We start from the raw sequence: 12538 nt of genomic DNA, 5'->3' as shown, positions 1-12538 counted from the left end.
AAAAAGCGGTACCCTGCTCCAGGATACCGCTTTATTCACTTAGTTATCCCGCTCAAACATCCGGGAACATCACGCTATTCCCCGGCGCCTCGCGATGGAGGTGAATAAAGTTCAGGTGCCGCTCATACTGATCCAGTATGTCCGTTATTACCTGTTCCTTACTGTAATCCATCAGGTCATTCCCCTGGCTCCCTTCCAGCAGGAACGTCTCAAGGCGGTAATACGTTGATTTCCCACTGCGTGCGCGATAGGTAAACCCGGGCACCGAATACTGCTGTGGCCAAATCTGGTAGACAAAGTTTTGTTCGTCGCCCATATGCACCAGCAGATCCAGGTGTCCCAAAGTCTCACCGTCGTCCGGCGGCAGGTTTTTCAGTTCAACATACGCACCACGCAGCTTCAGCTCCTGCGCTACCTCTTCCATCGCCGGGAAGCAGACCGTTTCCATCATCTGTTTGGTGTAGCGCGTGCCCGGATAGTTCATCAGACGTGACAACCGCTTTTTCCAGCTCAGTCTGTCCTGCGCACCCATCGGGCGTGGCGCGGTGTCGCGGCTGGCGCTGACGCGGCGGTAATCTTCCACCTTGAGAGATTTATACAGCCCGGCCATCACGAAGAAGATCACGAAACTGAACGGCAGACCCATGATCACCGTGGTGTTCTGCAGGGCAGAAATACCGTTGGTCATCAGCATGCCCAGGGTCAGCAGGCCAATGGCGACAGACCAGAAGATGCGCAGCCAGTTGGGAGCATCGCTGTTGATGTCCTTGAGCTTCGAGGTGAAGTTCCCCAGCACCAGCGCGCCGGAATCCGCCGAGGTGACGTAAAACAGCAGGCCGGTAATGGTTGCAACAGAGGCGCTAAAGGTAAACGCCGGATACTGCGCCAGCAGGCTGTAGAACCCCCGCTCCGGATGCACCATCGCTTCCTGCGCAAACGTCGCATTGCCGTGAATGATCTCGTGCAGCGCGCTGTTGCCGAACACCGACAGCCACAGCAGCGTAAAGGTGAACGGGATAATCAGCGTGCCCATCACAAACTGACGAATGGTACGTCCACGCGAAATACGCGCCAGGAACAGGCCAACAAACGGCGACCACGCGACCCACCACGCCCAGAAGAACAGCGTCCAGTTGTTCATCCACTCGACCGGGCGATCGAAGGCGAAGCTGTTCAACGTCATACCCATAAAGCGGTTCACGTAATCACCCACGTTCAGCACTAACGCATTGAGCAGGAATGACGTATCGCCCATAAACAGCACGAACAGGATCAACCCCAGCGCCAGCGCGACGTTCAGCTCAGAAAGCACGCGAATGCCCTTGTCCACGCCGGAGGTAACCGAAATGGTGGCGATAATCACCGACAGCGCGATCAGCGCCGCTTTGGCCGCCATGGAATCCGGGATATCAAACAGCACGCTCAGACCGTAGTTGAGCTGCACCACGCCGATACCGAGCGTGGTGGCGATCCCAAAGATGGTGCCAATCACCGCCGCAATATCCACGGTGTGTCCAATCGGTCCGTTAATTTTTTTACCGAAAATCGGATAGAGCGCGGAGCGGATCGTGAGGGGTAAATTATAACGATAGCTAAAGTATCCGAGCGCCATCCCCATCAGGGCATACATCGACCAGCCGGTTAAGCCGTAGTGGAACAATGTCCAGACCATCGCCTGTCGCGCGGCCTCCATCGTCTGCCCCGCCCCTTCCGGTGGCTGCATATATTGCGTGACCGGTTCCGCCACGGAGAAGAACATCAGGTCAATACCAATGCCCGCGGCAAACAGCATCGCGGCCCAGCTCAGCAGGCTGAACTCGGGTTTTGACTGTTCCGGCCCGAGCTTTACCGAGCCAAAGCGCGAGCAGGCGATGCAGACGACGAAGACGATATAGAGCGTCGCCGCCAGCAAGTAGTACCAGCCGAAGGTCTTCGACACCCAGTTAAGGGTGCGCCCAATCCACTCGGCAGAAAAATCGCTAAAGAAGATCGTCATCAGGGAAAACAACAAAATCAGTCCTGCGGATGTATAAAAAACAACCGGATTGATTTTGTCCTTTTCTCTGTCTTGCGAAAGATCTGTCATCCAGTATCCCCACTGTTTTTGTAACTATTGAAATCCAAAACCGCAACAATTAAGACACATTTTATATTGAACGTCCAATCAAAAACCGCTTTAATGGTTAACCAACGCTGATGAATGGAGTGGCAAAAATGCCCAAAGTGGGGATGCAGCCAATCCGGCGCAGGCAACTGATCGACGCCACGCTGGAAGCAATAAATGAAGTGGGAATGCATGACGCGACCATCGCGCAGATCGCCCGTCGGGCGGGCGTTTCCACGGGGATCATCAGTCACTATTTCAAGGACAAAAATGGCCTGCTGGAAGCGACCATGCGCGACATCACCGGCCAGCTGCGCGACGCGGTATTGAACCGTTTGCATGCCTTACCGCACGGCAGCGCTGAGCAGCGTCTGCAGGCGATTGTCGGCGGCAATTTTGATGAAACCCAGATCAGCGGCGCGGCAATGAAAGCCTGGCTGGCCTTCTGGGCGAGCAGCATGCATCAGCCAATGCTCTACCGTCTGCAGCAGGTGAGCAGCCGCCGTCTGCTGTCGAACCTGGTGTATGAGTTCCGCCGCGAGCTGCCGCGCGAACAGGCGCAGGAGGCGGGTTACGGGCTCGCGGCGCTGATTGACGGGCTGTGGCTGCGCGCCGCGCTGAGTGGCAAACCGCTGGATAAAACCCTGGCCCAGTCGCTCACCAGCCACTTTATTAGCCAGCATTTACCGACCGATTAACCGAGGAGAATTTATGTCCCGAATGGCAGAACAGCAGCTTTATATCAATGGTGGTTATACATCGGCCACCAGCGGTCGCACCTTCGAGACCATCAACCCGGCCAACGGTGAAGTCCTGGCGACCGTTCAGGCCGCCGGACGCGAGGATGTCGATCGCGCCGTAGAAAGCGCGCAGCGCGGGCAAAAAATCTGGGCGGCAATGACCGCCATGGAGCGCTCGCGCATTCTGCGCCGTGCGGTAGACATTCTTCGTGAGCGTAACGACGAGCTGGCGAAGCTGGAAACCCTCGACACCGGCAAAGCGTACTCAGAAACCAGCACCGTTGATATCGTCACCGGCGCGGACGTGCTGGAGTACTACGCAGGGCTGATCCCGGCGCTGGAAGGCAGCCAGATCCCCCTGCGCGATACCTCATTTGTCTATACCCGTCGTGAACCGCTGGGCGTGGTCGCGGGCATTGGCGCGTGGAACTACCCGATCCAGATCGCCCTGTGGAAATCCGCGCCAGCGCTGGCCGCAGGTAACGCGATGATCTTCAAACCGAGCGAAGTGACGCCCCTCACCGCTCTGAAGCTTGCCGAGATCTACACCGAAGCGGGTCTGCCGGACGGCGTGTTTAACGTTCTGCCGGGCGTGGGCGCAGAAACCGGCCAGTTCCTGACCGAGCACCCGGGTATCGCCAAAGTCTCCTTCACCGGCGGCGTTGCCAGCGGCAAAAAAGTGATGGCCAATTCGGCGGCCTCGTCCCTGAAAGAGGTGACGATGGAGCTGGGCGGGAAATCCCCGCTGGTTATTTTCGACGATGCCGACCTGGATCTCGCGGCGGACATCGCCATGATGGCCAACTTCTTCAGTTCCGGCCAGGTATGCACCAACGGCACCCGCGTGTTCGTGCCGGCGAAATTCAAAGCAGCGTTTGAGCAGAAAATTGTTGACCGCGTGGCACGTATTCGCGCGGGCGATCTGTTCGACGAACGCACCAACTTTGGCCCACTGGTGAGCTTCCCGCACCGCGAAAACGTGCTGCGCTATATCGCCAAAGGCAAAGAGGAAGGCGCGCGTGTACTGTGCGGTGGCGACGTGCTGAAAGGCGAAGGCTTTGACAACGGCGCGTGGGTGGCTCCCACCGTGTTCACCGACTGCACCGATGAGATGACCATCGTGCGCGAAGAGATCTTCGGGCCGGTGATGTCCATCCTCACGTACGAAACCGACGAAGAGGTGATTCGTCGCGCCAACGACACCGATTACGGTCTGGCGGCAGGCATCGTGACTGCCGACCTGAACCGCGCACACAGCGCGATCCACCAGCTTGAAGCGGGTATCTGCTGGATCAACACCTGGGGTGAATCCGCGGCAGAGATGCCGGTTGGTGGCTACAAACACTCCGGCATTGGCCGCGAGAACGGCGTAATGACGCTCCAGAGTTATACCCAGGTGAAGTCCATCCAGGTTGAGATGGGTAAATTCCAGTCCATATTTTAACCGGGAGGTTTTTTTGCAATTTGACTACATCATTATTGGTGCCGGCTCTGCCGGCAACGTACTGGCAACACGACTGACGGAAGATCCCAATACCACCGTTCTGCTGCTTGAAGCGGGCGGCCCGGATTACCGTTTTGACTTCCGCACCCAGATGCCTGCCGCGCTGGCGTTTCCCTTGCAGGGCAAGCGTTACAATTGGGCGTATGAAACCGAGCCCGAGCCGCACATGAACAACCGCCGTATGGAGTGCGGTCGCGGCAAAGGGCTGGGCGGCTCATCCCTGATCAACGGCATGTGCTACATCCGCGGTAACGCGATGGATCTGGACAACTGGGCAACTGAGCCGGGTCTGGAACACTGGAGCTATCTCAACTGCCTGCCCTACTACCGTAAGGCTGAGACCCGTGACGTGGGGCCAAACGACTACCACGGCGGCGACGGCCCGGTGAGCGTGACCACCTCTAAACCCGGCGTAAACCCGCTGTTTGAAGCGATGGTAGAAGCCGGTGTGCAGGCGGGCTACCCGCGTACTGACGATCTTAACGGCTATCAGCAGGAAGGTTTCGGCCCGATGGACAGAACCGTGACGCCGCGGGGCCGTCGCGCCAGTACCGCACGCGGCTATCTGGATCAGGCGAAATCACGCCCGAACCTGACCATTCGCACCCATGCCATGACCGATCACATTAGTTTTGACGGCAAACGTGCGGCAGGCGTCGAGTGGCTGGAAGGCGAGAGCACGATTCCGTCAAAAGCGACGGCCAGCAAAGAGGTGCTGCTGTGCGCCGGGGCGATTGCCTCTCCGCAGATCCTGCAGCGCTCCGGCGTGGGTAACGCGGAACTGCTGAAGCAGTTTGGCATCCCGCTGGTACATGACCTCCCGGGTGTGGGTGAAAACCTGCAGGATCACTTAGAGATGTACCTGCAGTACGAGTGCAAAGAGCCGGTCTCTCTCTACCCTGCCCTGCAGTGGTGGAACCAGCCGAAGATTGGCGCGGAGTGGCTGTTTGGCGGCACCGGCGTGGGAGCGAGCAACCACTTTGAAGCGGGCGGGTTTATCCGCAGCCGCGAGGAGTTTGAATGGCCGAATATTCAATACCACTTCCTGCCGGTCGCCATTAACTACAACGGGTCGAACGCGGTCAAAGAGCACGGCTTCCAGTGCCACGTTGGCTCCATGCGCTCACCAAGCCGCGGGAGTGTACGGATTAAATCACGCGATCCGCATCAGCATCCGGCGATCCTGTTCAACTATATGTCCCACGAACAGGACTGGCAGGAGTTTCGCGATGCTATCCGCATAACCCGTGAGATCATGCACCAGCCGGCGCTGGATAAATACCGTGGACGGGAAATCAGCCCGGGCATTGAGTGCCAGACCGACGAACAGCTGGACGAGTTTGTGCGTAACCACGCTGAAACCGCCTTCCACCCGTGCGGCACCTGTAAGATGGGGTATGACGAAATGGCCGTGGTCGACGGCGAGGGTCGCGTTCATGGGCTGGAAGGATTACGCGTGGTGGATGCGTCCATTATGCCGCAGATCATCACCGGCAACCTGAACGCCACCACCATCATGATTGGCGAGAAAATTGCCGATGCCATTCGCGGACGCGAGCCGCTGGCGAAGAGTACCGCGGCATATTATGTCGCCAACGGTGCACCGGTTCGCCTGTAACGCAGTTTGCTAAGCAGCCCCTCTCCCAACGGGTGAGGGGCATATTTTACAGACGAAACGCCTCCAGCTTTTTACGCTGCCGCCCTTCCCCGTCAAAATTCGCTTCAGCCAGCCAGGCGCGGAGTTCGGCATCCCGCTGTGGCCATTCGCCATCAATGATTGACAGCATGTCGCTGTCGCGGTTGCGCCCTTTGCGCACCAGCTTCTGACGCAGCCGGCCTTCCCAGACAAACCCCAGCCTTTCCGCCGCATTACGCGAGGCAGTGTTCATTGAATCGCACTTCCACTCCAGCCGACGATAGCCATGCTCGAATGCATTCCTGAGCAGCAGCCATACGGTTTCCGTGCCAAGGCGGGAGCCTTTCATCTTGCGTGACCAGGTGACGTGGCCGATCTCCACCGACCCTTGCATGCGCTCTATTGCCATATAGCTCACCAGCCCCACCGCTTGCCCGGTACGCAAATCGATGACGGCATACGGCACCAGTTCATCATCCAGTACTTTGCCAAGGACCCATTCTGCGGTGTCTTCAACGCTCACGGGCTGGGTGCTGACAAGCCACGTCCAGTCGCTGTCGTCCCCCAGCGCATAGGCCTCATACAAATCTGCCGCGTGGCGTTCGGCATCCAGCGGCTCCAGACGACAATACTGACCGACGAGCGGAGTGCGGGTTAACGCACGGGCGCATTTCCAGTCGGGGACGATATCGTTAACAGTTTGACCATGTTGATTAAGCTCGGGCACGGCGTTGACTCCCGGAAGGATAAGGGTTTTGTTATAGCAGGTTAAAAAGCGGACGAAAAGAGACGCGGCGTATTGCCTGCTGGGGAAAACGGGAGGGAGTGGCGTTTGCACGCCAGGATGACAGCGGTACGCCGGGTAAGACGTCGCCCTACCCGGCAAAGCATTATTTCAGCAGCTTCACCGTAGCGTCGATGTCGATCTCATCTTCCGTGAAGATCATCGTCGTATTCTGGAAGGTGGTGATAGCCAGCTTCTTCACCGTGCGCATTTCACCCGGTTTTTTGTCAGACTTGGGTTTGATGTTGTTCATCAGCAGCCCCACGGACAGTACCGCGTTCTCTTTATCGATACCGGTATCTGCTGGCTCTTCTTCGCTGAACACCACAAACGATTTGATCGAAGTGAGCTTCACGCGCTCGCCTGCGATATAGAGGTGTTTGCTTTCCGGGATCACCTTCACCGCATAGGCGGAAAGGCCTTTGTTGTTGGTTGTGGGCTCGAAGGTCACCGCTGCGTCTTTCTTAATCAGATCAGGGTTGGCGACCTTAATCACATGAAAATAGCGGTTGTCACCGTTTTCATCTTTGATAAATCCAAAGCCTTTATCTTTAAACCACGTTGTGATTGTACCGTTCATCGCTGTTACCGCCTGTCAGATCTCTAAGACTAAAGTTTTGCAGCGCGCAGTGTAATCCACAATGGCTGAGGAGACAAAAAAAAGCCCCTGCACGGGGGCAGGGGAAAACTCATGTCAGAGCTTATTAGTATTTAGTTGAACACCATACCACCGTCAATCAACAGGGACTGACCGGTCATGTAGTCGGAATCTGGCCCGGCGAGATAAGAGACGCAGGCGGCCACATCTTCGGGTTCGGACAATCTGCCAAGCGTAATGCGTTTGGCAAACGTTTCAGTGCCGTAGCCGAGCGGTTTACCCGCCGCTTCGGAGACCTGGCGGTCAATTTCCGCCCACATCGGCGTTTTGACGATGCCCGGGCAGTAAGCGTTAACGGTGATCCCTAATGGCGCAAGGTCACGTGCCGCCGTCTGGGTTAACCCGCGTACCGCAAACTTACTGGAACTGTAGACCGCCAGTTCAGGGTTCCCGGTATGGCCTGCCTGGGAACAGGCGTTGATGATCTTGCCGCCGTGCCCTTCTTTACGGAAGGCGTCAATGGCGGCCTGGATACCCCAGATAACCCCTTTGACGTTGATGTTGTAAACTTTGTCGACAATTTCCGGGGTGATCGACTCAATTGGCGTGGAAGGCGCGATCCCGGCATTGTTGACGATCACGTTGAAACCGCCCAGCGCAGTGCGGGCTTTTTCCACCGCTGCAAACACCTGCTCGCGGCTGGAGACATCCACCTTCACGGCGACGGCCTTCCCCCCATTGCGAGTGATCTCATCAGCAACGGCTTTTGCCGTCTCTTCGTTGTAATCCGCGATGGCGACGGCAAAACCGTCTTTCACCAGGCGAAGCGCAATCGCTTTACCAATCCCCTGGCCTGAGCCTGTTACGAGAGCAACTTTTTGCATTTCTCTGTCCTTATATTGATTCACAAAATCTGGCTGAGATGGAGCTGGCCCATCAGCAGCGGGTTATCGCTATAGTCGACGGGAATGGCGACCACGGCCGGGCCATCGACATCCATTGCAGCACGCAGCGTAGGCTCCAGCGCATCCGCGCTCTCGACGGCAAAGCCTTTCGCCCCAAAGGCATCGGCATAGACTTTGAAATCGACCGGGCCGAACTCTACGCCGGAAAGGCGCTGGTATTTTTTCTCTTCCTGGATCGCCACCATGTTGTAGGCGTTGTCCACCCAGATGATGTGCAGCACATTGGCGTTAAGACGCACGGCGGTTTCCAGCTCCATGCTCGACTGCAGGAAGCCGCCGTCACCGGACACCGAGACCACCTTGCGGCCAGGATTGACCAGCCACGCACCAATCGCCCACGGCAGTGCAACGCCCATGGTCTGCTGACCGTTAGAGATCATGACCTGACGTGCGCGGAAGCTATAGAGATAGCGGGCGATCCAGATGTGGAAGCTCCCCATATCAACGGTAAGCGTAACGTCGTTATTGACGATGTCCTGCATGGCCCGCACGATGCGCAGCGGATGCAGGGCAAACTGGTTAAGCGAGGCGCCACGGCGATCGAGCAGATCACGTTGATGCTGACGATCGACCAGGATTTCTGACGCGCGCGCGCTGAGCTCCAGCTTGTGGGCGATCCGGCTGGCGAGCAGGTTCAGCGTTTCGGCGATGTCCCCCACCAGCTCGAGGTCAGGCACATAATTGCGTTCTTCATAGGCGGGCAGCACATCGATATGCACCAGCGTGGCGTCGCCGCTGTTCCACATGGACGGTTCGTATTCCACCGGGCTGTAACCGATGCAGATAATCAGATCCGCCAGATGCAGCAATCTGTCGCCTGCCTGGTTGTTAAAGAGGCCGACACGTCCGGCAAAGCGGGTGAAATGTTCCTGATTCACCGCCCCAGCCGCCTGATAGGTACTGGTGACCGGGATGCGGCTTTTCTCCAGCAGCTTACGCAGCGCGGCGCTGTTGGCAGGCTGGCTGGCCATCAGGCCCAGTAAAATGACCGGATTCTTGGCTTTTTCGATAAGCTTCGCCACATCGTTAATGGCGGATTCCGGTGCTGGCCCCATTTTGGCAGTACTGCTGCCCGGCAAAATCGCGCCCGTGGCGGGCTGGTCGACAATATCCTGCGGCAGGCTGACGAACGCGCCCCCAGGCCTGCCGTGCTCGGCGGCGCGAAACGCGTTCGAGACCACTTCGGCAATCGCATCCGGTGAACTGACCTCCACGGCGTATTTCGTCACCGGGCTGAACATGGCGACCGTGTCCATGCTCTGATGCACCAGCTTCGCTTTATCTGCCCGCTTCACGGCACCGCCCAGCGCGACCACCGGGTCGCCCTCACTGTTGGCGGTGGCAATCCCGGTGATCAGGTTCGAGCAGCCCGGTCCGGAGGTGACCAGCGCAACACCGGCCTTGCCGGTGAGGCGCCCTACCGCTGCGGCCATAAACGCCGCGTTCGCTTCGTGGCGCACGGGAATGATTTCGATGGAGGAATCGAGCAAGGAATCAAACACTTTGTCGATTTTTGCACCCGGAATACCGAAAACCTGCTTCACGCCCTGCGCTTCCAGCTGGCCTACGACCATATCGGCGCCATGCGCCCACTGACGTGCCTGTTTATCACTGTTCACGGTGGTTCTCCTGTTAGTTTTCGACGGAACGGATTGCAGCATCAAGGTTGCTGGGGTGAAGGTTGGCCTGTAAAAATGCGCTGTCGGCAGGCAGGTCGATCATCAGTTTGTGAATTTCACCGAAGGTCAGCACGCCGCTCTCCAGCTGGTAGTCGAGCAGATGCCCGCCGCCCTGACGATCGTCGGTGATAAAATGTTCGTGATATCCCGCGACGTTAATGCCCTGCATATGCTGCGGCGTGCGGAACCCGACCAGTACCCCTTCTCGCTGGTTAAAGCGGAACACCGGCTGGTCGTCCAGCACGTCGGTCATGGCACGGTATGGCGGCTTCTGACGTGGAACGGTACGGGTGTGGGCGTGGCGGAAATTACCGTCGATGCGTAACGCACAGAACAGGTTATCGGAGGGGATTTGCTGGTCGATCACGTCGTGGATCTGCTGACGGCTGACCGGCGCATCGAAGGTTTTGCGATACTGCGGCTGGAACCAGGTCATCACCGCAAACGGTGTTTTTTGCTCCGGCTTCGCGGCACGGGCACTCCCGTCGGCGCGCAGCTGATACACCTGGCTGCTGAAGGCAATCATTTCGCCATCCAGCTCGTTGAACGTACCCAGACCAAAATCGCCGTGCGCAAGCAGATCGGCGATAGTGGTATCCCCCTCGTACACGCCGCTTAACAGGGCGCTCATTAGCGATGTCTGATAGATCACGCTGTCAGGATGCTGGGCAGAAAACCCACGCAGGGTCTCGCACAAACTGGCCTCACAGTCGCATGCAGATGAATGCACCATCATGCTCGTCCTCTTCAACTTTATTTAGAAAGGTTAAATAAATGTTGACCCGATTCAGCATAGAGTTCCAATATAGAATCCATGCTGGTTTGAGACGTTTTTGATATGGAACTTCGTTATCTGCGGTATTTTGTCGCCGTTGCACGTGAGCGACACTTCACCAAAGCGGCCAAAGCGCTGGGTATTTCACAGCCTCCTCTGAGTCAGCAGATTAAACGGCTCGAGGAAGAAGTGGGCACGCCGTTATTCAGACGCCTGACGCGAGGCGTGGAGCTGACTGAAGCGGGAGAAGCCTTCTATGAGGACGCCTGTAAGATCCTGGCGCTGAGCGACGCCGCGCTGGAGAAAGCCCGGGGCATTGCCCGCGGGCTGAACGGCAGTCTGTCGATTGGGATCACCAGTTCAGACGCCTTTCACCCCAAAATCTTCACCCTTATTCGCCAGTATCAGTTGCAGAACATGGCGGTGAGAGTGCACCAGGTGGAAGCCAATATGTCTTCGCTGACGGCGATGCTGGCGGAGGGTGAGCTGGATATCGCGTTTGTGCGTCTGCCGTGTGAGAGCAGCAAAGCGTTTGAGCTAAAAATTCTCGACCGTGAGCCGATGGTTGTGGCGCTGCATCGCGACCATCCACTGGCGAAGTGTGGATCGCTGGCGCTGGAACAGCTTCGTGATACGCCGGTCGTTTTGTTCCCGCAGGAGGTCGCGCCAGGGCTGTACGATCGCGTTTACGGCTGCTGCGAGCGGGCCGGAATTGACGTGCAGCACACGCTGCAGTCTTCGCAACTTTCCTCTTCCCTGAGTATGGTGTCCGCTGGCGGCGGGTTCGCCCTGGTGCCGAAGTCGATGGCCGCCATTTCGCCTCCCAATGTGACCTACCATGCGCTGACATCACCGGAGCTTTATACCGATATCGCGCTGTGCTGGCGGCGTTTTGAACGTTCGCGGACGGTGAAACGGTTTCTGGCGATGCTGAGTGAAGGGTAATGGCGCGGCGTTGCTTACGCCCGCTAAGGCCTTTCTGGAAGCCGCCTCGCAAACCTGCAAGTAACCTTGTGTAATTCAGGGTTACTGCTTTTCTTACTCTCCTCCCGGCCGTAAAGTGCCTGCGTTGCGGCACATCCGCAACCGGGCGTAGGAACCCGCATATCACGATACGACAATTATTTTGTCGCGGCAGCGCTCATCCCGTTACACTACGGTCGCGCTGGCGGAGCAACCGAAAGGTTGGCCGTTTTTGTCGTGTGCGGTATTCCTACCTCCGTCAGCGCTACCACCCATGAGCGTAGGAACTTATTGGATGGTCTGGAGTTTTTTTAAAATGGAAAATCACATGACAACTGTCCCTTCCCTGTCTTACGCGCTCTCTGAAGAAAGCGCTATTCACCATCTGATTCATCTACAACTGCCTGAATCTGCAGATCTCTTCGAACTGGCCGATGCCTGCACCGCGTATGTAAGCGTGCTGGTAGAAACTGACGATGCGGTCACCCATGCAACACTGTGCACGCGTTTGCTGGCAGTCCTTAAACGCCTTCGCGCGCGTTGTGATTCTGCCCTCCCGCCTTATCTGGTCGAACAGCTGATTGCAGGAGAGAAGATTGTCTCCTGCGTTCCGGACTGCTGGCAGGATACGTCGCTCCAGGTGGACTATGCGCTGGCGTTAACGCAGGCGGTAATGGGCGGAACATTGCCTGCAAACGTGGCAAAAGAGCTGACCGGTCTGCTACATGATATGGTCTGGCTGCTGGCGGAGTTCGTGAAAGAGCCGTATATCACGGCGCACTAAGGCCAG

General features: G+C 57.4%; 11 protein-coding genes. 5 read left to right on the top strand and 6 right to left on the bottom strand.

Annotated features, from left to right (window positions below):
• Window positions 1-52: 52 nt before the first annotated feature.
• Window positions 53-2086 (bottom strand): choline BCCT transporter BetT, encoded by a 2034-nt coding sequence (betT, locus tag QRN24_RS01770; RefSeq protein ID WP_014169058.1) that lies wholly within the window; start codon window positions 2084-2086, stop codon window positions 53-55.
• Between the two features lie 128 nt (window positions 2087-2214).
• On the opposite strand from betT, the gene betI reads away from it, so the two are divergent.
• From betI to betA, 3 genes are read left to right on the top strand one after another with little or no spacing between them, the layout of a single operon-like run.
• The gene (betI, locus tag QRN24_RS01765) at window positions 2215-2802 is read left to right on the top strand and encodes a transcriptional regulator BetI (RefSeq protein WP_020885037.1); all 588 of its coding nucleotides are present in this window, start codon (window positions 2215-2217) and stop codon (window positions 2800-2802) included.
• Between the two features lie 13 nt (window positions 2803-2815).
• Window positions 2816-4288 carry a betaine-aldehyde dehydrogenase gene (gene betB / locus QRN24_RS01760; protein ID WP_032677651.1) on the top strand — a complete coding sequence of 491 codons (1473 nt, stop codon included), beginning with the start codon at window positions 2816-2818 and terminating at the stop codon, window positions 4286-4288.
• 13 nt (window positions 4289-4301) lie between these two features.
• Window positions 4302-5966, top strand: coding sequence for a choline dehydrogenase (gene betA / locus QRN24_RS01755; RefSeq protein WP_284942259.1), 1665 nt, complete (start codon window positions 4302-4304; stop codon window positions 5964-5966).
• 46 nt (window positions 5967-6012) lie between these two features.
• Here the strand turns inward: betA and QRN24_RS01750 are convergent, their stop codons facing one another.
• The 5 genes from QRN24_RS01750 to budA form a co-directional block, all read right to left on the bottom strand.
• Window positions 6013-6711: a GNAT family N-acetyltransferase gene (locus tag QRN24_RS01750; protein WP_014169054.1), complete on the bottom strand. Its 699-nt coding sequence runs from the start codon at window positions 6709-6711 to the stop codon at window positions 6013-6015.
• A 163-nt stretch (window positions 6712-6874) separates the two neighbouring features.
• A complete protein-coding gene (locus QRN24_RS01745; RefSeq protein WP_014169053.1) occupies window positions 6875-7348 on the bottom strand; it encodes a cold-shock protein in 474 nt (157 codons plus the stop codon).
• Window positions 7349-7479: 131 nt separating this feature from the next.
• Window positions 7480-8250 carry a (S)-acetoin forming diacetyl reductase gene (locus tag QRN24_RS01740; RefSeq protein ID WP_020885040.1) on the bottom strand — a complete coding sequence of 257 codons (771 nt, stop codon included), beginning with the start codon at window positions 8248-8250 and terminating at the stop codon, window positions 7480-7482.
• Window positions 8251-8270: 20 nt separating this feature from the next.
• The gene (gene alsS / locus QRN24_RS01735) at window positions 8271-9992 is read right to left on the bottom strand and encodes an acetolactate synthase AlsS (protein WP_086463059.1); all 1722 of its coding nucleotides are present in this window, start codon (window positions 9990-9992) and stop codon (window positions 8271-8273) included.
• Window positions 9964-10743 (bottom strand): acetolactate decarboxylase, encoded by a 780-nt coding sequence (gene budA, locus QRN24_RS01730; RefSeq protein WP_025204708.1) that lies wholly within the window; start codon window positions 10741-10743, stop codon window positions 9964-9966. Before budA ends, alsS begins: the two co-directional genes overlap by 29 nt.
• Window positions 10744-10848: 105 nt before the next feature.
• Here budA and QRN24_RS01725 point away from each other — a divergent pair, with 105 nt between their 5' ends.
• Together QRN24_RS01725 and QRN24_RS01720 are read left to right on the top strand one after the other, a co-directional pair.
• A complete protein-coding gene (locus QRN24_RS01725) occupies window positions 10849-11730 on the top strand; it encodes a LysR substrate-binding domain-containing protein (protein ID WP_014169049.1) in 882 nt (293 codons plus the stop codon).
• A 346-nt stretch (window positions 11731-12076) separates the two neighbouring features.
• Window positions 12077-12532, top strand: a complete 456-nt coding sequence (locus QRN24_RS01720; protein ID WP_025204709.1) for a hypothetical protein — start codon at window positions 12077-12079, stop codon at window positions 12530-12532.
• Window positions 12533-12538 lie beyond the last annotated feature (6 nt).

Origin of the sequence: Enterobacter sp. MEB024 (genome assembly GCF_030209635.1) — a bacterium.
Taxonomy (GTDB): Bacteria; Pseudomonadota; Gammaproteobacteria; order Enterobacterales; family Enterobacteriaceae; genus Enterobacter; species Enterobacter ludwigii.
Note: the sequence above shows the minus strand (reverse complement) of the source record. Positions and strands in the feature narration are given on the sequence as shown.

Excerpts from the sequence above, each read along its gene's own strand:
- QRN24_RS01720 (WP_025204709.1), top strand. The coding sequence starts at position 12,077 with ATGACAACTGTCCCTTCCCTGTCTTACGCGCTCTCTGAAGAAAGCGCT.
- QRN24_RS01725 (WP_014169049.1), top strand. The coding sequence starts at position 10,849 with ATGGAACTTCGTTATCTGCGGTATTTTGTCGCCGTTGCACGTGAGCGA.
- QRN24_RS01740 (WP_020885040.1), bottom strand. The coding sequence starts at position 8,250 with ATGCAAAAAGTTGCTCTCGTAACAGGCTCAGGCCAGGGGATTGGTAAA.
- betT (WP_014169058.1), bottom strand. The coding sequence starts at position 2,086 with ATGACAGATCTTTCGCAAGACAGAGAAAAGGACAAAATCAATCCGGTT.
- QRN24_RS01745 (WP_014169053.1), bottom strand. The coding sequence starts at position 7,348 with ATGAACGGTACAATCACAACGTGGTTTAAAGATAAAGGCTTTGGATTT.
- betI (WP_020885037.1), top strand. The coding sequence starts at position 2,215 with ATGCCCAAAGTGGGGATGCAGCCAATCCGGCGCAGGCAACTGATCGAC.
- budA (WP_025204708.1), bottom strand. The coding sequence starts at position 10,743 with ATGGTGCATTCATCTGCATGCGACTGTGAGGCCAGTTTGTGCGAGACC.
- alsS (WP_086463059.1), bottom strand. The coding sequence starts at position 9,992 with ATGCTGCAATCCGTTCCGTCGAAAACTAACAGGAGAACCACCGTGAAC.
- betB (WP_032677651.1), top strand. The coding sequence starts at position 2,816 with ATGTCCCGAATGGCAGAACAGCAGCTTTATATCAATGGTGGTTATACA.